The organism is Eubacterium ramulus (assembly GCF_045002895.1).
Lineage (GTDB): Bacteria > Bacillota > Clostridia > Lachnospirales > Lachnospiraceae > Eubacterium_I > Eubacterium_I ramulus.
On the sequence record NZ_CP173382.1, the window covers coordinates 1,140,692 to 1,160,253 of the forward strand.

Genomic DNA, 19,562 nt, shown 5'->3' on the forward strand with positions numbered 1-19,562 from the left:
ATTAGGTAGCAAACGTATCAGGCAGGCTTTGATTTAGAGAGATTCTGAATCAGAGCCTGTTTTTGTTTATTTGAATATGTAAAATGAGTATAATGTAATTTGGCAGAAGGGATCAAAATATGTTATGTTGAATATAAGAAAAAGTTGTTAGGATAGGCTTATGACAAAGTTATATAAATATTTGATTTCCAATTATAAACCGAATGAACCTATCTTTGTTTCTGATCTTCAGATTTCGATATCAGATGCCAATCTCCGGCAGATGTTTAATTTACTATGTGATTCGGGAAAGATTAAGAGATTTGATACTGGTATTTATTATCTCCCGAAAGAAAGTCGGCTGACGGGAGGTGTCCCGCTTGGGGCTGATACCGTCGCAAGATATAAATACGTTTCCAGAAACGGAAGGATTGATGGTTATTATTCTGGTTATACGTTCGCAAATCAGCTTGGAGTTATTACACAGGTGCCGTATACATTAGAAATCGTATCAAATAATGCAAGTGCGAAAGTGCAAGAGGTGAACTTGCAGGGAAGAAAAGTGATTCTTCGTAAAGCAAAAATCCCTGTTACTAAGGAAAATTATAAAATATTACAGTTCTTAGATTTTCTCAAAGACGTAGAGTTGTATATGGATAAAAATAATGAAGTGTATATTGATCGTATAAAACGGTATATTGTGGATGAGCAAATTTGTAAAATGGATGTGGACCTTTATATCAGGCAATATCCAGACAGGACATACCGTTCAATTTATGAAATGGGTTTATATGAGTTTTTTGTATAGTGATAAAGGACTAGCAAAAATGATTGTGTTATGGTGTTACAGTAAATAAAGAAAGTGTGGAAAATATGAATATATTTGTAGATGCCGATGCCTGCCCGGTTGTAGGAATCGTTGAGAAAATAGCTGAAAAATATGATGTGCCAGTTACTTTGCTTTGTGATACGAACCATGTGCTTGCATCTGAATATAGTGAAGTGATCGTGGTTGGCGCGGGAGCAGATGCAGTAGACTATAAACTGATCAGTCTGTGCCATAGAGAGGATATTGTAGTATCACAGGATTATGGTGTGGCAGCAATGGCTCTTGGAAAAGGAGCATATGCGATCCACCAGTCCGGGAAGTGGTATACGGATGAAAATATCGATGAGATGCTGATGGAACGGCATATAAATAAAAAAGCCAGACGAAGCTCCAGCAAAAATCACATCAAAGGTCCGAAAAAGCGGACAGGTGAGGATGATGAACATTTTGCACAGGCATTTGAAAAAATGGTACAGATGGCTCAACAGGCTGTGGATATGATCTAAACGGAAAGGCAGATGGTGATTGATTTCAGAAAGGAGAGGATGGCGCATGGAAAATTATGAGCGTGAATGTGCGGAAAAAGAACTTTTGCTAAAATTACAGGAAACGGAAGATGCAGTAAAGGACGGCAAAGGCTGGCTGAATCTGAATGAACTGAAACTGCTTATGGGACAACAGGGATCATTATAATTTCTGAAAATCCTGGATAGGAAAAATTGAATCATGTAGTATAACAAACGGGACGGCTTCGGCTGTCTCTTTTTGTTTCCGTATTATTAGACGTGACATATACAACAGGTTATGGCTGATTAGATAGAAAAGATTGCATGAAAAAAGGAACCTGCATACAAACAGATTCCTTACATGAGGGAAAATCCCTGTCGAAGAATGGAAGACCAGTTACTTTTCTGATAAAGAAAACGGACGATGATTACTGTCTGCTTTTCTTCATCAATCGTATAAAAGGCAAGGTAATGATTGATGATCACAAAACGAATGCCCCAACTTGCAAGTACCGGCTCATCTACCAGACGGAACTTCTGTGGCAGGTCGGCTAATGAGCCTATCTGCTTAGCCACAGCATCTAACAGATGCTCCGCGGCATCCGGATTTTTGAGGGTAAATTCGATGTAATCCGCTGCCTGCATAATATCGTGTTCTGCGGTGGACGTGATATGAATCTGATAGCTCATCGACGGCGACGGCTCCTGATATCCGCCATAGCTTCAGAAAATGGTCTGGTGTTGCCTGTGGCAATATCGTCCATTCCTTCCTTGATTTGGCTATATAGTTCAAAGCGGCTGGTCAGTTCTTCGTAGGCTTCAATGCTCATGACAGCAAGATCGCCTTTTCCGTTCTTCGTAATGAAAACTGGTTCAGGATAATTATGGCAAAATGTGGAAATTTCATTGTAATTATTCCTTAAATCAGCACTTGATCTGATGGTTGGCATAAAAGCACCTCCTTGTTTGATAACAAAATTATACACAAATTTTGCTATATAGTCAACGGATATCCCATTCGTATTAGCAGGAGAAACACAACGATTCATAGGTATCCGACGTAAAGAGGGGAACAAGTCTCTTTGGGAATGCTCCCGGCGGGCTTTCAAAAATCCCTTGCTAGTTTCCACATTTTCAAAAGTGACGTATATCAAACATATAGCCGGACAGGTTCCGGCAAATTGACATCATAGGAGGAAAAAAACAAAAATGTACGCACTTACACGAAGAATATCTGAACATCAAAACATGGATCAGAACGTATGGAAGAAAAGGATAAAGGCGGCTGCGATCCGCCTGGAAGGAGTCATGCTGCTTGGGAGCATGGCGGTAGTACAGATGCATGCGACAGAAGGAAGCGATATCTTCACAAAAGCCAAAGGGATGATGAATACCCTGTATAAATCCATTGCAGGGATTTCATCTGTAACGGCGGGCTGTGTGGCGGGCATTTGTCTGTATTTAATGTTTTTCTCGAAAAACAGAAATACGGTGGAAGAATCTATCGCCTGGTTAAAGCGGATCGCTGTCTGCTGGATCGCGATCATGCTGATGGCATCCATCATCTATTTTGTTACTACAAACCTTGGAATTGGGGACAACGCATCGTTATATTAAGGGGTAGGAACCAGTTCCCTGATAGAGAGATCTCCTGTGCATTTCATGCATGGGAGATTTTTTGGAAGGAGGAATAGTATGGCATGGCTTGTAAATGCCCTGTTGGAAGTCATTAAGGACCTGGTCTATGGCGCATTTGTGTTGATCACGAAGTGGTTTACCGGGACGTTGACGCTTTCAACCGGGGAATTTCACGATATCTTTAACAAAGGGGAAATGAACCTGTTAGACCTTTTGGTGGATGATGTGATCGGACCGCTGGCGGTTGCGGGTGTGATCGGTATCATGGCATATCAGTTGTACCGTTCCATGTTTGCAAAGAAGGTACAGGGGGCAGTAGATGAACCATTGCCCCTGATCCTCTGGTCGGTAGTGGCATTTTTCCTTGTATTTAATGTAAAACCGGTATTAAACCTGTTTTCAGACCTCATTGCAAAGGCATGGGGCTGGATGGATGGTGTGACACATGAGTTTTCCACTAATTTTTCCCTGGATGCACTTTTATCAGACCAGAAGTTTGGCGATGACGGGGTAACCAGTTCCTTAAATTTTTCCTCAGGCATCGGTCTGAGCGGATTGCAGATGCTGATCGGCATTGTACTGGCAGCAGTCCTTGGGTGGCGGTATCTCAAACTGATGGTACAGTACGTGAAACGCTATGTGCGTTATCAGTTACTGCGTGTGCTGGCACCAGTTGGTATCTGCACGATTGGTTCTAACAGTACCCGCCAGATGGCACAGAATTATCTGAAACTGTATATTTCCTCGACGCTGTCCATGCTCTTTTCCGGCATGATGACGTATATCTATTGTTGGTCGATGATGCAGACGTTGCTATGGGAATCGGATCTGATTGCGGACAACATCTTATTGTTTTGCATTACCCTTGGTATTTATGATTTTTTCCAGTATCTCGATCAGTTATTGGAGAAGATCGGTCTGCTCAGTACCGGGATGCAACCGATCCGCCTGCCGATCGGAATTGGCGGAATATCTGCCGGATTGTCGTCTAAGGGACAGCAGATGGTTGTAAACTCGGCAAAAACAGCGTTCCAGACATTAAAGATGGCAAAAGGGACACCTATCGGTGGAGAAACAAAAGGAACTTCTGCACCAGGCGGCGAAACCTTGGCGGAAGGGAAAACGGCTGCTCCTGCAGCAGAACTGTTAAATGAGAGCGAAATTTCCAACGATGTAAAGGCAAATACCCAGGCATTTTCTGAGTCACTTGGTGGAAAGCAGTATCAGACACAACAGGGGGAAGTGCCAACAAAAGAGAACAGTTCCATGGCAGTTATGCGTACTGCCCCGGATGGAAGCATCAGCGCAAGAAATATAACGAAAGAAGCAAATGGAGATGGCTGGCGGGAACTCTCCACCGGAAACCGGTTGTCAGGTGCGGATGCGGTGCATGGACTGACTGGTGTGCAGGGGATCAATCCGTATGATCTGCAGCAGACCGGTGACGCACTGGAGCAACATGCGGCAGGAAAGCCCGGAAAAGAGCGGGCTTACGGGGCATTCCAGAGGGAGGATACCCAGTTTGCCGCGAAATTCCAGAAGAACGATGCCGGTGGATGGAATACGCTGGTAGGCGGCACATCCTATGAAACTCCACAGCAGGCAGCGGCTGCCCTGGGGGCAGACAGCATGGCAGTGTACGATGGAAGGTCCGACATGAAAGGGTTTGACATGGCAAAGATCGCGGCATCCGATGTAAACCTGGCAGATCAGGCAGCGTTTGAAGCAGGATTGTCAGAACATGCCGTATCCGGTCCGGCAGGAGAAAATGCAAAGGCTTATGGAGCACTCCATGGAGCAGACGGAGCCATTCATCCGGCAGAATTTTCCAAAACAGAAAGTGGATGGGAAGCAACGGTTGGCGGTCAGGCATACGCTTCGATACAAGACGCCGCAACTGCAGTCGGAGCTGACCGGGCAGATATCTATGCAGGAGCTCCAAAACCACTCCCGGCGGCACAGCTTAAAGGCGGTGGAGCAAACCAGGCATTGGCAGATGAGGCAGGGTTACGCTCCTTTGGCGTGGCGGCAATGCCGAAAAACCAGGGCTTCCAGGTGCATACCGTCGGAAACGGGGAAATGCATGGCATCTATGCGGATCAAAAGGGCGCGGTACATTCTTTTAGCGGAACCAGGGTGACGCAAACTTACGCACAGCAGAATCCGGAATCTTGTGTGCGGCTGGATGATACCACGTATTTGAAGATCCATGAAGGAAGTTCAAACCGCGCGGTCAATGCGTATGCGAATGCGACTACATTTAAAAATGGAACTTTTCAGAATAAATATGATACCAAAACCCACCTGAACAATGATGGCAGTGTGGGGGATGGAACCTGATAAACGGACAAGCCTCATTCCGGTATGGAATGGGGCTGTCTGTGCAAGAAAGGAGTTTTATGGAACAGAACAAAGGAGCACAGCGGGCTGCCTGGTTTGCAGGACAGGCAGTGAGTGCAGCGACAAATCCGAAACTGTTTATCGTAAAAGTGTTGGTAACGATTCTTGCAGTGCTGATCGGCTTTCTATTTGTGGTTGGGAGCCTGTTTGGGGTGATCTTTTCACAATTAGGATTTTCAAATTCTGCTGATTATACCAGTGAGATGTTTCAGATTGAAACGGAAAACCTGACGGCTGTCATGGATACCTATTTTTCAGATGCCGGGCATGTAGCTTCCATTTCTGCCCTGCTGGCAGATTTTGACGGGAGCCGGTATGGAACGTATGATACTTTCCATATGCTGCCCTCGGCAGGCACATTAAAATCCCTCTATGATGCGGTAGATGCAGATTATAATGGGGTGTATGAAGCACATACGCAAGTAACCGGGGAAGGACGGAAGCCGATGGTGGATGCAGACGGGACAAAAGTCGTATACGAAGGCTATACGCTGGTGTCTGATTATGATACCTTCTGGAGCAATGGGACCTATCAGAAGTATTTTCTGCCACTGATCCAAAATTCCTGTACGACAGAGGATATTACAAAAATGGAAAATGGGGACGGGAGCGTGTTGGAAGCAGACTTACCCGTTCTGATCGAGAGCATCCCATGGGGGAGTTGGGCGAGAGGGGAAGACCTTGTGCGGGAAGAGACGACACAGGAAGTGACTACACGCGCCTATTACCGTTATTGCGGACCGGAAGTGAAAACATTTCAGTACCTGGATACAGGGAAACGCTATTATCTGGATGAAATGGACCAGCTTGCGGGGATCGGTGGAAAAACAAAAGAGCATTGGGAAGCTTTATTTCAAAAACATATGGAAAACGGGGATGGTATGCTTTCCGATGGGGAATGGTGGCAGCTTGAAAGTGAGAGCGTAACAACAGAGAAAGTCATCCGTTACATCACCTGCCAGTATACCATATCCCTGCAGGAACCGGTGGCATCCATGGTACAGACACAGTCCAGGGAGTATGCTTTTGTTACAGATGAAAACAGCTTAAACCTTGCAATCCGGCTGTTGAGATTCCTTGTGGGTGATCCGGCACCGGAGGATCAGGGTGTATTTGGCTTCTTTAGCATCGCCAAGGACTTCCTGCTCCAGTGGAGCCCGGCAAAGATCCACAAGCAGATGACCAAAGAGGATTTACAGAGCATCAATAAGATCTCTTCTCTTTCTCACAATATGTTTTCCACAATTCTTCTGCTCTCATAATTCTCCAATCTGCAAATTCCGATTGTTTTAATTTTTCTCAGTTCCACCTTCTTGCCCTTCGGACAAGAAGTATCCCTCGCTCAAAGAGCTCGGTCAATACCGATTTGCTATTATATCTCAATTTTTATAAATATTCAAGCCAAACGCATACGCATCTTTCAGATGATTGGTTTTATCAATCTGTGGCTTTCCATTTGTATCACCACAGCCACCAGCTAAAAGCATTCCCTTATCGTGAAAACCGATATAATTAATTACAGTGAATTTGTAATATGATACCGCCTGTTCATAAGTACAAAAGAAATCATCTGCAGATGTCATCAGTAGCGCGGCATCTTTTACTGGATATTTTTCATATCGACCCAATCGTGTCTCCCATATGTTTCGCCCCATTCGATCCGCTAGACTTCCAAATAAATTCCTTTTATTTCAGAAAAATCTAAACCTACTATTATCGGTGACCTGCATGTATCACTCAGAATAGAAATAATGATTGGAACAAGAGCTGAAAAAGTTTATGGAAGAAAAACTGAAGGCAGCGGATCTGCACGGTCACAGCGTGGATGTACAATTTTCTATCAGTAAGAGCAAGAAAATGCGATGCTCTGTACTTTGCTGGGTGTACAAACATGACAGAAAAGATAAACGAATGGTGGAAAATATCCTATGCTGCTATTCCAACGATGACAAGTGGATGAACAGTATTGATTCTGTGAAGCATCTGTATGACAATATTGCGCATCTTAACCATTGTGAAAATCTGGAGGACATGAAAGCAGCAGTAGAGCAGAATATTGATGAGATTAGCAGCAAAATGGAAGAACGCCGGAGAATCCTGTATGCAATAGGTGATGAAAGATATAAGAAAAACATTCTACAGTAATATGTTGATGACCGACTGCAGGCAGCAGGTGTTATCGATAAAGCCTATCTGTTACATGTAGCTGCCAGATCCGTTACAGCCTTTGTAAATATTTTACCGGTACTTCTTTTGTTAACCAGACACCGTTGACTGATAGGTAAAATTTATAGCCATCACGATACATCTGTCCGGTCGCTACCTGAAAAATGACCTCTTTTCCATGTCTTTTTCCAACTTTTACTGCTGTATCAATATCTTTGGAGAGATGGACATACAATCGGCTCTTCGGAATTAGTCCCTGCTGCAGAATGGAACTTACATATTTTTCACCGGTTCCGTGGAAGAGCAGTTCTGGCGGCTCCATTTCAGGTAATTCCACGTCAACCGGAATGGAATGTCCTTGGTTGGCACGGATTAATGTCTTGCCGGGATTGAAAGAGTAACGCTGTTTATTGTCTGTACGCACAATTTCTTCCAGTACATCCATGTCGAATCCTGGATTATTTTTCGCAATACCATCAATCAGGTCATGGACGTTCGCCCATCCATGTTCATCTAAGGTAATGTCGATAGCCTCCGGTTTGTGCCGTAGAATGAGGCTTAGGTATCGGCTCAGATTTGTTAGGTTCATGGTAACACCTCCTGTTTTGTAGCTATTTGTTCAGTAGCCAGTCCGCAATATCGTGTGTATCAACCACTTTTGCAGTTTGCCGCTTTCAAAACTTTAAAATTTTTCAATTTTCGAAACCGACATTTAAAAAAAGAGTAAAGAAAAAGATACAGTAACCAGCGCAAGCATTACTGATTATGTATCCTGTGTTTTCAACAAAAGAGCCAGATTTCTCTAGCTCCTTTAAGCATATATCCGCAAATATATACCGCAATTACTGCTATCATATCACATATAAATTGTTTGTCAAATGAACCGTTGGTTCAATGTGCGATGCATCAGATCCGGCAGCAGTGGTTATTATTCTTCGTTGGAATCCACATTACCGTCTCTTTTCTCATCATATTCATAGATTCCACCACCGTAATACCAACCATGGCTCTCTACAAAGTCAATGAAAGCATCGCAGAAAGCTTCTTCCGACATATCATCCGGGATTTCTACACATCAGTTCAGTACAATTTCTTTACTCATATGTTACCTCCATTATTTCCTCTATTTATAATAACATGGCGGTGGGGCGAATGCATTGAACCGGTGGTTGAGCTATTTACTTGCGATTATTTTATCTGTTTAGTACAATAAGTGAAAAGACTGTGGAGTGTGAGCATATGGAAGAAAAAGATAGAGGTCGCGCATTTTTGTTTTCAAAATACTATGGTTTTATAGATAATGAGGATGAAGATGGGGATTATCAAATATATTCCGATGGTAGTGGATATTACCATGGTTCTGACGGAAGCGAAGCTCAGATATATTCTGACGGTAGCGGTTATTTTCATGGAGCTGATGGTAGTGAAGCTCAGATATATTCTGATGGAAGCGGATATTATTATGGAGCTGATGGAAGCGAAGGACATATATACTCAGATGGAACTGGACGCTTTCGCGGAGCGGATGGTAGTACGGGGCACCGTAACAGTGATGGAAGCGGATACTTTGAGGATGAATATGGAGATACTGTGAGATATTGATGCTTGAATACGATAGAGAAATTAATATTCAGTATCACGCTTTTCCAGGAAGGTAACAGAAGAAAATGGCAGAATTAGGAAAATTAGAATATTATTTACTGGCAATCAATGTCATTGGTGCATTGGTTTATCTGATTAATATGCTTTTGTACAGACATACTGCAAGAGGACAGATAGATGTGGTAGTGACGATTGTATCTTTACTTGGCGGTTCGGCTGGCATGTTGCTTATGATTTTACTTTTTGACAGGAAAGCGGAAAAGGAAAATATGATGTCGCGGGTGTTTATTATATGTATTTTCGTCATCCAAGTGATTGTGCTGTTGATTTTCAAAGGGCATCATGCAGAGCATTTTACGTTTGCATTTTGGAAGTTCTTTGCAGAACACCGGATATTGCTGATATATCTTGGAGTGATAAATCTTGTGACATTCATTGTATTTGCGATTGATAAGGCCAATGCCAGAGCAAATCGTTCCAGAATCAGAATTGTAACACTGTTGGGATTATCATTTGCCGGCGGATCTGTGGGCGGACTCATTTCTATGTATCTGTTCCGACACAAGACACAAAAGGATTACTTCACAGTTGGAATGCCGCTGATAATTGTAACGCAAATTGTTGTTTTATTCTATGCAATGAATACGGGATGGTAGACGTAGTGGTCATTATAGGTTATTTTCGAGAACATGTTTTATTGACTAAATCCATGTCAGAGAGTGGAATGAAAAGAGGATAAATAAGTGGGAAAGAGTTTATTGGATTGCATATTAGACAAAGTAGTAGATAAGACAATAGATGCCATGGGAGGTAAGGATGCTGTAAATGGAAAAGTAGGAGAGGCATATACAGCGCGTGAGTTGAAATTGTTGAATCTATTAGGCAGAAAGGGAAAGGTATTACGAAATGTATATATTCCAAAAGATAATAACGAGACATCGGAAATAGATGTTTTGTTTATTACTCAGAAGGGAATTTTTGTAATTGAAAGCAAAGAATCAAATTCTTTTGAATAAAAAATGAACACATTTTCTAATTGTAGTTTTGCTGCAAATAGGGCATAATAATAGCAGAGAACAAAAACGATACATTTTTTGCGGGACTGGTGCTTGCACCAAGCCCGCTTTTTTTCTTTTCAAGAACCGTAATATTGACCATTTCGATGCAATGCGGTATTATATAAAATAACTTATAATAAATAAACTTATAATAATATTATTTATAAAAAGGAGCCTGACAAATGAAATTCATCGGTAGAAAACGTGAAATGGAAAAGTTAGAATCAGAATATAGTCGCGATAGTAGTTTTGTCGTTATTTATGGTCGCCGCCGAGTAGGAAAGACCACACTGATTAAAGAATTCTTGAAAGATAAGACAGCTTTTTACTTTCTGGCCACGGAAGAAATTGAATCCCAGAGCATGAAGCGTTTGGCTGGAGTTGTCGCGCGAACAACAAAGAATCGTTTATTGCAGAATGCGACCTTTACGGATTGGCTGGATTTATTTCAGGTGATTGCAGATTACGAACCAGAAAAAAAGAAGGTCTTTGTAATTGATGAGTTTCCATATTTGGTGAAAACCAACTCTGCCTTCCCATCCATCCTGCAGAACGCATGGGATGAAGTGCTTAAGGATAAGAATGTGATGCTGATTTTATCCGGTTCGCTCATTGGAATGATGCAAAAGCATGCATTATCCTATGACAGCCCATTATATGGTCGTAGAACTTCGCAAATGCGATTAGCTCCGTTACTATTTACGGATATTTATGCAGTTCAGAGTTTATCATTTACCGAATCGGTGGAACAATACGCCGTAACTGGTGGTGTACCAAAATATCTGGAATTTTTCGAGGATGGAAGAGAACTGACAGAACAAATAAAAGATGCAGTTCTTTCCAAAAATGGTTTCTTGTATGAAGAACCGTTCTTTTTGCTAAAAAGCGAGTCAATGACAGCAGTTAATTATTTTTCTATCATTAAGGCAATTGCAGATGGCAATCATAAGATTGGAAAGATAGCAGGAGTGCTTGGAATAGAATCTTCAAAGCTGACACCATATCTTTCTACGCTTTCTGATTTGGGCTTTGTAGAGAAAAGAACGCCAGTTACAGAAAAAAATCCGGAAAAATCCAGAAAAGGTTTATACTTCATTGCTGATAATTTTATCCGTTTTTGGTTTAAATACGTGTATCCATACAAGGGCGAGCTGGAACTGGACAATATGCAGATTGTGCTGGAAGAGATGAAGAAGGATTTTGAGACGAAGTTCGTTGCATTTGCGTACGAAGATATCTGTAAAGATATTTTTGCTAATCTGTGTAAACGAGGTGTTGTAGATTTTGTCCCGTCCCGGATCGGAGCCTATTGGTTAAATGATTATACTGGTGATACGGAAATAGATGTCATGGCAGTGGATAATCAGAATAAACGAATCTTTGCAGGAGAGTGCAAAGATCATAGAAACCCGGTAGATGCTCCGGTATATTATGCACTGAAAGAGAAAGTCCTGGATGCGGGAGAAATCCGAAAATCATATCCGGTTTATGACGTTATCTATGGGGTATTTAGTAAAAGTGGATTTACACAACGAATGCTGGATGCCGCAAGGGAGACATCGAATCTGGTGCTTGTAAACGAAGATAATGTGATAGATGTGCATTAGGTTTCCATGTATCGGACAGGAGCAGCAGGGACTGACTGCCTTCGGAGAGGGAACGGATGGCCTCTTTTCCCGTGCACAGGGGAATAATAATACTGTAGAATACTTGCCGGTGGGCGACACACCGGATTCCATCCCAGATGTATAGAAGAAGCTCCGTTGCCGTAGTGGGCAGCGGAGCTTTTGCTATGTCTGTATTAATTTGCACATTACATATTAAATAGGTCGCTATGAGTTCCGGTTCGGGAAATTGTAAGCACAAGAACATCATCTTCATAACGATAGATAAGCAGCCAATCCGGCTGTAAGTGACATTCTCTATGTCCTGCCCAATTGCCAGAAAGGGAATGGTCTTTGAAATTTCATCCACGAGCGTGCCTTCCGCCAGCTTTTCTCTCGAAAAAGTCATATTTTATCCTATTTTTCTTTGACATCGACACAGTTTCCTTTCTTATCTACCCAGAAATAAAAAATGTTTCATTAAATTTGAATAAACGACAGATTTTGGATCATGTTTCCTTGAAACTGCAGGAAGGGAAAATCTATGGTCTGGTGGGAAACAATGGAAGTGGAAAGACAATGTTGATGAAATGTGTCTGTGGATTTATTCACCCAACATCAGGAATCGTGTTAGCTGATGAAAAAGTGATCGGAAAAGATGTGGATTATCTTCCAGATGCAGGTGTGATTATAAATGGTGTAGAAGAAATTCGACAATTATTACTATCCATGAAGAATGATCATAAAACGATTGTGATCGCAAGTCATAATGCAGAGGATATTCAAGTTTTGTGTGATGAAGTGTATGAGATGGAAAATGGAAAATTGGATGTAAATAGTATAAAACAGCAGATTTAGCAAGGAGAGGATGAAAATAATGAGATTGATTATTGCAGAGGGTTTTGCTCTCTGTAATTTTCTGCATAAAAAGATGCAGATAACATGCATATTCGACTTGATATGAATTTTAGAAAACCATTTGCAGGTTTCAACTGTCTTATATATGTAACGGAAAATGATAGAGAATTGGTGGACAAACTTATATGAGTGTAATGAATAAGGAAGAATTATCGAAGCTGATCTTGGAAAATCAAAAGGAAATGTATGTGCTGGCTTATTCCATACTGAAAAATCAGGCAGATGCTCAGGATGCAGTGAGTGAATGTATCGTGCGTGCATTTGAAAACCGGACAAGTCTCAGGAAACGTACAAGTGCAAGATCCTGGCTGATGAAAATTCTGATCAATGTATCCCGTTCGGCGATCACGAAACGACAGAAAGTTGTACTTTTTGCTGATCCGGAACAATACGAGCAGGAACCAGAAACAGCGGAAGACCATTTATGGTCAGTAATTCTGGAACTGCCGGAAAATGTGCGCGTTGTCATGGTTCTCTATTATTATGAGGGATTTTCGGTAAGGGAGATCAGTACACTGTTAGATATTCCGGAAGGAACGACAAAAACAAGGCTCTCATCCGGGAGAAAACAGCTGGAAAAATGGATAGAGGACGGAAAGGAGCATGGACGTGTTATCTGATGAAAAAATGGATCGAAAGATTCGGGAGCATGTAAAGGAGCATCCGGTGATTTTGCCGGAAGATTACCAGACAATGGTACAGGAGCAAATCAAAAAATGTTGTGAAGGGGAGTTGCATATGAATAAGAAAAAACAGAGAAAAAGGAAAATGATTGCAGCAGCTTGCGTTATATTATGCGTTGGAGTTTGTGGCACTGGTGGGGTGCGCGCTGGAATGAATTATGCAAAACAGCGTGCGGAGGAGACCTCTGAAAAGGAGCAGGAAATTTTATGGACGGATGCTGCCAAAGCGGATGCAGATACATTTTCCAGAGAATTATCACAAAAGGAGCAAAAGCGGCTGAATGAACTGGCAGAAAAATATCAGACAGAAGGCTTATTCCCAGATGGAAGCATTTTGCAGATTTCGGATAAATCTGAAATTGTGTCAGATCAGATCTGTTTTTGGGCTCAGGATAGTATCTTTTATCTGCCAGAGAAAGCATTGAATGATGAGCAGATGTTGGAACTGATCGATTTTTATGCAAAGCGAGATTACAGTGTGACAGCACAGGGACAAAAAGATGCAGATATAACCAATGCTTCAGTAGATGATGTGACAGAAATTTCCCAAGAGGAAGCGTTAGAAAAAGCATCTACTTTGTTGAATCAATTATATGGGATTGATACGGATACGCTTGCAGTCGAAACAGAACATTATCAGGCATTAGACGAAAATGGAGAGACATTTACAACAGATCATATTACTTATCGGGATGAAGCGGCAGGTATTTCCTATATGGTATCCGTAAATCTGCAGAATGGAGAAATAAAGACTGTTTCAGCGGAAAAAGACACTGGTTCAAATTATTCCAAAGAAATAGCGGAAAATGCAGCACAGTACCAGGGACTTTTTTTGGATGCAGAGAAGATTGCGCATGCATATATGGGAGAAAATGCTGTGTGGACTGCAAAACAGATCGAATATATGCGAAATGAAAAGCAGATGCTTGGAACAGGAATTGTAAATTATATCTTTGTGACAGATGCAGATGCCTGTGTTATAAGTTATAGCTGCACACAGCAGTATTTCTATCAGATTCGGCAATTTTCAAAGGACGAGTTAGACAGCTACTTGTCAGATGAAAAAGAGCAGGGGGCATTGAGAAGCCTGGAACAGATAATAGCAGACGTAAAGTAGTGAAAAGTATCATATGAAAATACAGCTAATAAAAGTGGCAGGAGATAAAAAACTTCTGTCACTTTTATTAGCTGTATTATAGTCAAAAAGAGAACTGATGTTCCGTATCTTTTGTGTGTTTTTCTCATACGGAGACTTTTGCATGCTATTGTTAGCGATTTATCCGTCCTGGTATCACAAAAGCATATAGGCATAGTATTTACAACAAAAAATAAATATTTTTTTAATTTTTTTGATATTCTATTTACATGGTATAAAGAGTAATATACTCTGAAAAAGTACATGCGAGTACTAATAATAAGAAGATGAGGTATTGTAATGAAGAAGAAACTAATTACGATCATAATTGGCATGGTGTTTTGTATCGGATGGATTGGAGGCTGTGCAAGTAAAGAGATAAATCACGATAATGTCGCAACAAGTGTTACTGAAGAATCTAAGCAGGAAGGCGTAAAAAAAGAGAAACTGCCAACAGCAACTTATATGGGAGGAAACAATACTATTACAGAGATTTGCAAAGAACTCAGTTCTGCGGGAGCTTCACATGTAGATACATTTCAAGAATGGGTGACTGATTTCGCAGATTCTGCCGGAAAGAATGCAAAGTTAAAAGATAGCTGGTCAGACCCTGAAAAAATGCATACTGATACCGGTAAATGTATGGATGGTTGGGAAAAAAATCATGACTATTCAGACACCGATTGCAGAATGACAGCCTTTCTTCTGCTGGATGGGCTGCTTCACGCGGAATCAACAGAAGCTGACTATAACGGTACGTATTTGATGTTCGATACGGAAGCAATAGATAATGTAGACAGATATAAAATAATAAAACAGAAGATAAACATGTTTACTACACTATATGGGGAAAAGCATGTTATTGATGAGAAACATCCGGAAACAACATTTTCTGATAACTGGAAGCATTATGGATTTCAAATAGATAGTGACAGGATCTCGCTGCTTAGTATTGCAATATATGATCCGGATTCTGATGTTATTTTCGTAGGACATACTGGTTTATTAATAAAATGTAGTGAATATTATTTATTTGTAGAAAAAATTGCATTTGAACAACCGTATCAGGCAACAAAGGTGCATAATATGGATGAATTGCTTAATATTCTTTCACTGAGACCGGAGTATTTCGGAGAAGAGGGAGAAGCCGGTCCATTTGTATATAATAATGGAGAATATGTGGGAACATTAACGAATAAAAATAATTAACAGAGGATAAAAATCGGTAACCTCTCGTTATAGACAGACATTGGATATTTTTGATATAATGAATAAATAAAAATTGAACGCGAGGGATAAAATATGTTTACAAAAGAAGATAATCAGGTATTAGATCGTATATTAAATGCCAGAAAAACTTGTCGGGCATTTACGGAGAACGTGCCGACTGATGATGAAATCAAAGAAGTAATCCAGGCTGGATGTATCGCACCATATGCGTCCATTGATGCAAAAGCAGTTACACCGTTCCGCCATTTTTTTGTAATTAAAAAGGATGATCCGAAAATGGAACAAATAGATGCGTTTATCAGGCAGCAGAGCCAGGTAGATTTAGATGCAAGAATCAAAGAAGAAGAGACAGATCCTTTTTTGAAAGAAAATGGAGAAGGGGTCAAAAAATTGTGGAAACATGTTGCGGAATGCGGGGAAAGTACCTTCCCAAATCCACCCTGTCTGATCATTGCGGCCGAGTGGCGTGGTGCCAGAAGGGCAGAACATCAGAGTCTTGCACATATGATGCAGAATATGTGGATTAAAGCTACTGCATTAAATCTGGATTTTCAGATTATTTCTGTTACAGAAAATATGGTAAATAATCAGGATTTCTGCGATATGCTTGGACTTCCGGTTGGAAGGTATGGATTTCTTGCATGTGTGCTTGGATATGCAAAAGATAATAATGCACCGCAGCATCCAAGGGCAACGACACAGATTCATTGGTTGTAACCAGATGACAGAGTTATAATATAATATATAGACAATCACAATTCGTGAAGGCGAAAAATAAAGTGTGTAAGTTAAGAAAAGTAATTTTCAAAACATACACACTTTGTTTGATTCTTCTCGTTGAAATTGCCATAACTATTCGTTAAAGCTGTCTTTTGCGAATAGTTGAAACGATGCGCTCTATCGACCGAACACCGAGCCTTGCGCCTTTATAACGACCAATTGTCACCAAAAACATTGCTTCAGCATCTTTTTCAAATAGATATGCCGATCGCTCTTCCAGATATCTTTTAATCAAATCTGTTAATTCCTCAGACATTGTAATCCATGTAGATCGCTGTTTGGTTCTGTAAACATAAAATCTTTGATTCCTTAAATCAAAATCCTGAATATTTAATTCAGCCAGTTCAGAGATTCGAATTCCAGTTTCTTTTACAATTTGGGAAATGATTTCGTCACGTAATCCATATTGATCATCAAATTGCTTTTTCTTTGCTGACAATGTTTGATTTCTATTTGTGTCTGCATTTAGATCTGTATCTATATTTGTATCAATTTTCTTGTCTGTAGATTTATGTTTTTCAACTTTTTCAGTTATACCTGCCAAATATTCTTTATTTGTATTCTTCATCGCATTATTAACATCGGTGCCTTGATCTGGTCGATTTGCAAAAAGAAACGGATTTCCTGTTAATTGCCCATTTCGCGCAAAAAAGGTAAAAATGGATGAAATACAGGAAATGCGGGTTTTTACAGATGAAACAGACATTGTTTGCTGTAGCCATTCGATAAAATTATTAGCATCTTTGACGGTCAGATGCTCCAGATCATCCAGCGTATAGTCTGCAAGTTCACGATCATTAAAATATGGATGTGATTGTTGCTGGTAAGTCAAAAAGCTCCGCATGGCTCTCATATAATCATATTGTGTTTTGGGTAAAAATGTAGTTTGATTTTTATCATAAAATACAGTACAAAATTCCGGTAACTCTGATAAAATAGCCACCGTTCGTGAAATATATCTGCTCTCCTGCTCCTCTTTATATTTTGGCATGTTTCGATTCCTTTATAATATTTTATTTTTAATAATAGACTTCTTGATATAGTCGGATAAATTTAATTATCCGACTATATTAGATTACAAAAATTATATCATAATTATGAAGCCATGAAAATATAAAAACATTATCTTTTGTTTTCGTTATTTCTATATCTCGTTCTATAAGGAGCTTCACTCCCGTCTCATAAATATCTAAAATTCCATGGTAATCCACTAACAAGTGGTCGAATAATTTAATTTATCCGACTACTTGCTATATAGATTAAAATATTTTATCCTAAAATCTTTTTCAAATCATCTTCCGGTGTGCTGATCGGCGCAATATTATAATTTTCTACCAGATAATTCAGCACATTCGGTGAAATAAATGCCGGAAGTGTTGGTCCAAGATAAATGTTTTTAATTCCAAGATGTAATAAAGTAAGTAAAATACATACCGCTTTCTGCTCATACCAGGAAAGCACCATAGACAATGGAAGTTCATTTACATTACACTGGAACGCTTCTGCCAGTGCAACCGCAACCTGAATGGCACTGTACGCATCATTACACTGTCCCATATCCATAATTCGTGGCAATCCGCCGATTTCACCAAGATTAAGATCGTTAAAGCGATATTTTCCACAAGCCAGAGTCAAAATGATGGAATCTGTCGGTGTCTGTTTTACAAACTCTGTATAATAATTTCTTCCAGTTCTTGCTCCATCGCATCCGCCAACTAAGAAAAAGTGACTGATTGCACCGGATTTTACGGCATCAATGACAGTATCGGCAACACTTAATACGGTTCCATGTCCGAATCCGGTCATAACAAAATGACCGCCGTTGATGCCTGTTTTGTCCTGATCCGTGTCATATCCGCCCAGTTCCAGAGCTTTTTCAATTACCGGTGTAAAATCTTTCTTTTCATCGATATGAACCATTTCCGGATAAGATACGACCTCTGTGGTAAACACACGATCGGCATAGCTTGGTTTTACCGGCATCAGACAGTTGGTTGTAAATAAAACTGCCCCCGGAATATGGTCAAACTCTTTTTGCTGATTCTGCCATGCAGTACCAAAATTTCCTTTCAGATGCGGATATTTCTTTAATTCCGGATAAGCGTGGGCTGGCAGCATTTCTCCATGTGTATAAATGTTGATGCCTTTATCTTTCGTCTGTTCCAGAAGAAGCTCCAGATCTTTGAGATCATGTCCTGTGACAACGATAAATGGACCTTTTTCAATGGTAAGCGGCACTTTGGTTGGCACCGGTGTACCGTAAGTAGTGGTGTTCGCTTGATCCAGCAATGCCATGCATTTTAAGTTTACCTCTCCCACTTCCAGAACGACCGGAAGCAGATGCTCCATTTCCAGATCATAGCTGATAAAAGATAGCGCCTTGTAAAAGAAGCTGTTGACGGTTTCATCTGTATAGCCAAGAACCATTGCGTGATAAGCGTAAGCTGCCATACCACGAATACCAAATAAAATCAGGGATTTCAGGGAGCGGATGTCTTCGTCTGGCTCGTTCCACAGATTTTTCATATCATAGTTGGACGTATTTCCACATGGTGACATACAGCTGCTGCAGTTTGGTACAACTTTTGTTTTTTCTTCATTTACTGCCTGGATCATAGCAGTTAGTGTTTCTGCGTTAAAATTTACATTCGTGACGGTTGTAAATAATCCTTCAATGATGATGCGGTCGGTATTTTCTGTTTTCGGGTTATTTCCACAGGCTTTTGCCAGACCGATCAAGGCGCCGGTCAGTTCATCCTGTAAAGCGGCAACAGCTGCATCTTTTCCACAGACACCTGCGGCTCCTGTACAAGCGTTGCATCCGGCAGTCTGTTCACACTGGTAGCAAAACATTTTCTGTTCCATAATAAAAATTCTCCTTTGCTGTAAATATGTTTTGGGTATATTTTTGATAAAATCAGTGATTAATAATTTAACATGAATGTATGTGACTTTGGTTGGCATAAACCAACATATTTTATTCAAAATCACTACATTTTATATATCTAAATTATTTTGTAAAAAACTCTGTTAT

General features: G+C 40.5%; 24 protein-coding genes and 1 pseudogene. 17 read left to right on the forward strand and 8 right to left on the reverse strand.

From position 1 onward, the window contains the following. The first annotated feature begins 160 nt into the window (after nt 1-160). The 3 genes from ACIRUQ_RS05245 to ACIRUQ_RS05255 all read left to right on the forward strand — a co-directional run bounded on the left by ACIRUQ_RS05245 (nt 161) and on the right by ACIRUQ_RS05255 (nt 1,501). Nucleotides 161-787 carry a DUF6088 family protein gene (locus tag ACIRUQ_RS05245; protein WP_021738817.1) on the forward strand — a complete coding sequence of 209 codons (627 nt, stop codon included), beginning with the start codon at nt 161-163 and terminating at the stop codon, nt 785-787. A 65-nt stretch (nt 788-852) separates the two neighbouring features. Then, a complete protein-coding gene (locus tag ACIRUQ_RS05250; RefSeq protein ID WP_021738818.1) occupies nt 853-1,314 on the forward strand; it encodes a YaiI/YqxD family protein in 462 nt (153 codons plus the stop codon). 46 nt (nt 1,315-1,360) lie between these two features. Then, on the forward strand, nt 1,361-1,501 hold the full coding sequence (locus ACIRUQ_RS05255; protein ID WP_021738819.1) for a hypothetical protein: 141 nt from the start codon (nt 1,361-1,363) through the stop codon (nt 1,499-1,501). A 170-nt stretch (nt 1,502-1,671) separates the two neighbouring features. Here ACIRUQ_RS05255 and ACIRUQ_RS05260 read toward each other — a convergent pair whose 3' ends face one another. Then, nucleotides 1,672-2,004 (reverse strand): type II toxin-antitoxin system RelE/ParE family toxin, encoded by a 333-nt coding sequence (locus ACIRUQ_RS05260; protein WP_021738820.1) that lies wholly within the window; start codon nt 2,002-2,004, stop codon nt 1,672-1,674. Beyond that, on the reverse strand, nt 2,001-2,264 hold the full coding sequence (locus tag ACIRUQ_RS05265) for a type II toxin-antitoxin system prevent-host-death family antitoxin (RefSeq protein WP_022036628.1): 264 nt from the start codon (nt 2,262-2,264) through the stop codon (nt 2,001-2,003). Before ACIRUQ_RS05265 ends, ACIRUQ_RS05260 begins: the two co-directional genes overlap by 4 nt. Before the next feature lie 298 nt (nt 2,265-2,562). On the opposite strand from ACIRUQ_RS05265, the gene ACIRUQ_RS05270 reads away from it, so the two are divergent. The 3 genes from ACIRUQ_RS05270 to ACIRUQ_RS05280 all read left to right on the forward strand — a co-directional run bounded on the left by ACIRUQ_RS05270 (nt 2,563) and on the right by ACIRUQ_RS05280 (nt 6,614). Then, nucleotides 2,563-2,931: a hypothetical protein gene (locus ACIRUQ_RS05270; RefSeq protein ID WP_156330966.1), complete on the forward strand. Its 369-nt coding sequence runs from the start codon at nt 2,563-2,565 to the stop codon at nt 2,929-2,931. 78 nt (nt 2,932-3,009) lie between these two features. After that, a complete protein-coding gene (locus ACIRUQ_RS05275) occupies nt 3,010-5,292 on the forward strand; it encodes a hypothetical protein (protein WP_044963181.1) in 2,283 nt (760 codons plus the stop codon). Between the two features lie 59 nt (nt 5,293-5,351). Then, complete coding sequence (locus ACIRUQ_RS05280; protein WP_055290134.1) at nt 5,352-6,614, forward strand: hypothetical protein; 1,263 nt, start codon at nt 5,352-5,354, stop codon at nt 6,612-6,614. Nucleotides 6,615-6,731: 117 nt separating this feature from the next. Here ACIRUQ_RS05280 and ACIRUQ_RS05285 read toward each other — a convergent pair whose 3' ends face one another. Beyond that, a complete protein-coding gene (locus ACIRUQ_RS05285) occupies nt 6,732-6,980 on the reverse strand; it encodes a hypothetical protein (RefSeq protein WP_341437712.1) in 249 nt (82 codons plus the stop codon). A gap of 151 nt (nt 6,981-7,131) precedes the next feature. On the opposite strand from ACIRUQ_RS05285, the gene ACIRUQ_RS05290 reads away from it, so the two are divergent. After that, nucleotides 7,132-7,497: a hypothetical protein gene (locus ACIRUQ_RS05290; RefSeq protein WP_055290133.1), complete on the forward strand. Its 366-nt coding sequence runs from the start codon at nt 7,132-7,134 to the stop codon at nt 7,495-7,497. A gap of 73 nt (nt 7,498-7,570) precedes the next feature. Here the strand turns inward: ACIRUQ_RS05290 and ACIRUQ_RS05295 are convergent, their stop codons facing one another. Both ACIRUQ_RS05295 and ACIRUQ_RS05300 read right to left on the reverse strand, forming a co-directional pair. After that, a complete protein-coding gene (locus tag ACIRUQ_RS05295) occupies nt 7,571-8,107 on the reverse strand; it encodes an RNA 2'-phosphotransferase (RefSeq protein ID WP_055290132.1) in 537 nt (178 codons plus the stop codon). 339 nt (nt 8,108-8,446) lie between these two features. Beyond that, complete coding sequence (locus ACIRUQ_RS05300; RefSeq protein ID WP_278286220.1) at nt 8,447-8,572, reverse strand: hypothetical protein; 126 nt, start codon at nt 8,570-8,572, stop codon at nt 8,447-8,449. Nucleotides 8,573-8,830: 258 nt separating this feature from the next. Here ACIRUQ_RS05300 and ACIRUQ_RS05305 point away from each other — a divergent pair, with 258 nt between their 5' ends. The 5 genes from ACIRUQ_RS05305 (at nt 8,831) to ACIRUQ_RS05325 (ending at nt 11,930) form a co-directional block, all read left to right on the forward strand. Continuing rightward, complete coding sequence (locus tag ACIRUQ_RS05305; RefSeq protein WP_055290131.1) at nt 8,831-9,112, forward strand: hypothetical protein; 282 nt, start codon at nt 8,831-8,833, stop codon at nt 9,110-9,112. Nucleotides 9,113-9,185: 73 nt separating this feature from the next. Beyond that, entirely contained in the window at nt 9,186-9,776 is a 591-nt protein-coding gene (locus ACIRUQ_RS05310) for a DUF1294 domain-containing protein (protein WP_082432769.1), read from the forward strand. Nucleotides 9,777-9,863: 87 nt separating this feature from the next. Then, nucleotides 9,864-10,136 (forward strand): nuclease-related domain-containing protein, encoded by a 273-nt coding sequence (locus tag ACIRUQ_RS05315; RefSeq protein ID WP_055290130.1) that lies wholly within the window; start codon nt 9,864-9,866, stop codon nt 10,134-10,136. A 251-nt stretch (nt 10,137-10,387) separates the two neighbouring features. After that, entirely contained in the window at nt 10,388-11,785 is a 1,398-nt protein-coding gene (locus ACIRUQ_RS05320; RefSeq protein ID WP_242853595.1) for an ATP-binding protein, read from the forward strand. Beyond that, the gene (locus ACIRUQ_RS05325) at nt 11,775-11,930 is read left to right on the forward strand and encodes a hypothetical protein (RefSeq protein WP_156330965.1); all 156 of its coding nucleotides are present in this window, start codon (nt 11,775-11,777) and stop codon (nt 11,928-11,930) included. Before ACIRUQ_RS05320 ends, ACIRUQ_RS05325 begins: the two co-directional genes overlap by 11 nt. A 61-nt stretch (nt 11,931-11,991) precedes the next feature. Here the strand turns inward: ACIRUQ_RS05325 and ACIRUQ_RS05330 are convergent. Continuing rightward, nucleotides 11,992-12,138: pseudogene (locus ACIRUQ_RS05330) on the reverse strand (type II toxin-antitoxin system YafQ family toxin); the annotation flags it as partial. A 130-nt stretch (nt 12,139-12,268) separates the two neighbouring features. On the opposite strand from ACIRUQ_RS05330, the gene ACIRUQ_RS05335 reads away from it, so the two are divergent. The 5 genes from ACIRUQ_RS05335 to ACIRUQ_RS05355 all read left to right on the forward strand — a co-directional run bounded on the left by ACIRUQ_RS05335 (nt 12,269) and on the right by ACIRUQ_RS05355 (nt 16,465). Continuing rightward, nucleotides 12,269-12,640: an ATP-binding cassette domain-containing protein gene (locus ACIRUQ_RS05335; protein WP_055290128.1), complete on the forward strand. Its 372-nt coding sequence runs from the start codon at nt 12,269-12,271 to the stop codon at nt 12,638-12,640. A gap of 185 nt (nt 12,641-12,825) precedes the next feature. Next, nucleotides 12,826-13,320, forward strand: coding sequence for an RNA polymerase sigma factor (locus ACIRUQ_RS05340; protein WP_055290127.1), 495 nt, complete (start codon nt 12,826-12,828; stop codon nt 13,318-13,320). Next, nucleotides 13,304-14,500 carry a hypothetical protein gene (locus ACIRUQ_RS05345; protein ID WP_055290126.1) on the forward strand — a complete coding sequence of 399 codons (1,197 nt, stop codon included), beginning with the start codon at nt 13,304-13,306 and terminating at the stop codon, nt 14,498-14,500. The genes ACIRUQ_RS05340 and ACIRUQ_RS05345 overlap by 17 nt, the downstream gene beginning before the upstream one ends. Nucleotides 14,501-14,818: 318 nt before the next feature. Continuing rightward, nucleotides 14,819-15,727, forward strand: coding sequence for a DUF4300 family protein (locus ACIRUQ_RS05350; RefSeq protein ID WP_082432767.1), 909 nt, complete (start codon nt 14,819-14,821; stop codon nt 15,725-15,727). A gap of 93 nt (nt 15,728-15,820) precedes the next feature. Next, a complete protein-coding gene (locus ACIRUQ_RS05355; protein ID WP_055290125.1) occupies nt 15,821-16,465 on the forward strand; it encodes a nitroreductase family protein in 645 nt (214 codons plus the stop codon). A 142-nt stretch (nt 16,466-16,607) separates the two neighbouring features. On the opposite strand, the gene ACIRUQ_RS05360 is transcribed toward ACIRUQ_RS05355, so the two are convergent. Beyond that, nucleotides 16,608-17,519, reverse strand: coding sequence for a tyrosine-type recombinase/integrase (locus ACIRUQ_RS05360; RefSeq protein WP_055290124.1), 912 nt, complete (start codon nt 17,517-17,519; stop codon nt 16,608-16,610). 278 nt (nt 17,520-17,797) lie between these two features. Beyond that, nucleotides 17,798-19,393 carry a hydroxylamine reductase gene (hcp, locus tag ACIRUQ_RS05365; protein ID WP_172679882.1) on the reverse strand — a complete coding sequence of 532 codons (1,596 nt, stop codon included), beginning with the start codon at nt 19,391-19,393 and terminating at the stop codon, nt 17,798-17,800. Nucleotides 19,394-19,562 lie beyond the last annotated feature (169 nt).

Coding starts and splice junctions, on each gene's coding strand:
- ACIRUQ_RS05245 (WP_021738817.1), top strand. CDS start 161: ATGACAAAGTTATATAAATATTTGATTTCCAATTATAAACCGAATGAA.
- ACIRUQ_RS05250 (WP_021738818.1), top strand. CDS start 853: ATGAATATATTTGTAGATGCCGATGCCTGCCCGGTTGTAGGAATCGTT.
- ACIRUQ_RS05255 (WP_021738819.1), top strand. CDS start 1,361: ATGGAAAATTATGAGCGTGAATGTGCGGAAAAAGAACTTTTGCTAAAA.
- ACIRUQ_RS05260 (WP_021738820.1), bottom strand. CDS start 2,004: ATGAGCTATCAGATTCATATCACGTCCACCGCAGAACACGATATTATG.
- ACIRUQ_RS05265 (WP_022036628.1), bottom strand. CDS start 2,264: ATGCCAACCATCAGATCAAGTGCTGATTTAAGGAATAATTACAATGAA.
- ACIRUQ_RS05270 (WP_156330966.1), top strand. CDS start 2,563: ATGGATCAGAACGTATGGAAGAAAAGGATAAAGGCGGCTGCGATCCGC.
- ACIRUQ_RS05275 (WP_044963181.1), top strand. CDS start 3,010: ATGGCATGGCTTGTAAATGCCCTGTTGGAAGTCATTAAGGACCTGGTC.
- ACIRUQ_RS05280 (WP_055290134.1), top strand. CDS start 5,352: ATGGAACAGAACAAAGGAGCACAGCGGGCTGCCTGGTTTGCAGGACAG.
- ACIRUQ_RS05290 (WP_055290133.1), top strand. CDS start 7,132: ATGGAAGAAAAACTGAAGGCAGCGGATCTGCACGGTCACAGCGTGGAT.
- ACIRUQ_RS05295 (WP_055290132.1), bottom strand. CDS start 8,107: ATGAACCTAACAAATCTGAGCCGATACCTAAGCCTCATTCTACGGCAC.
- ACIRUQ_RS05300 (WP_278286220.1), bottom strand. CDS start 8,572: ATGTCGGAAGAAGCTTTCTGCGATGCTTTCATTGACTTTGTAGAGAGC.
- ACIRUQ_RS05305 (WP_055290131.1), top strand. CDS start 8,831: ATGGGGATTATCAAATATATTCCGATGGTAGTGGATATTACCATGGTT.
- ACIRUQ_RS05310 (WP_082432769.1), top strand. CDS start 9,186: ATGGCAGAATTAGGAAAATTAGAATATTATTTACTGGCAATCAATGTC.
- ACIRUQ_RS05320 (WP_242853595.1), top strand. CDS start 10,388: ATGGAAAAGTTAGAATCAGAATATAGTCGCGATAGTAGTTTTGTCGTT.
- ACIRUQ_RS05325 (WP_156330965.1), top strand. CDS start 11,775: ATGTGCATTAGGTTTCCATGTATCGGACAGGAGCAGCAGGGACTGACT.
- ACIRUQ_RS05340 (WP_055290127.1), top strand. CDS start 12,826: ATGAGTGTAATGAATAAGGAAGAATTATCGAAGCTGATCTTGGAAAAT.
- ACIRUQ_RS05345 (WP_055290126.1), top strand. CDS start 13,304: ATGGACGTGTTATCTGATGAAAAAATGGATCGAAAGATTCGGGAGCAT.
- ACIRUQ_RS05350 (WP_082432767.1), top strand. CDS start 14,819: ATGAAGAAGAAACTAATTACGATCATAATTGGCATGGTGTTTTGTATC.
- ACIRUQ_RS05355 (WP_055290125.1), top strand. CDS start 15,821: ATGTTTACAAAAGAAGATAATCAGGTATTAGATCGTATATTAAATGCC.
- ACIRUQ_RS05360 (WP_055290124.1), bottom strand. CDS start 17,519: ATGCCAAAATATAAAGAGGAGCAGGAGAGCAGATATATTTCACGAACG.
- hcp (WP_172679882.1), bottom strand. CDS start 19,393: ATGGAACAGAAAATGTTTTGCTACCAGTGTGAACAGACTGCCGGATGC.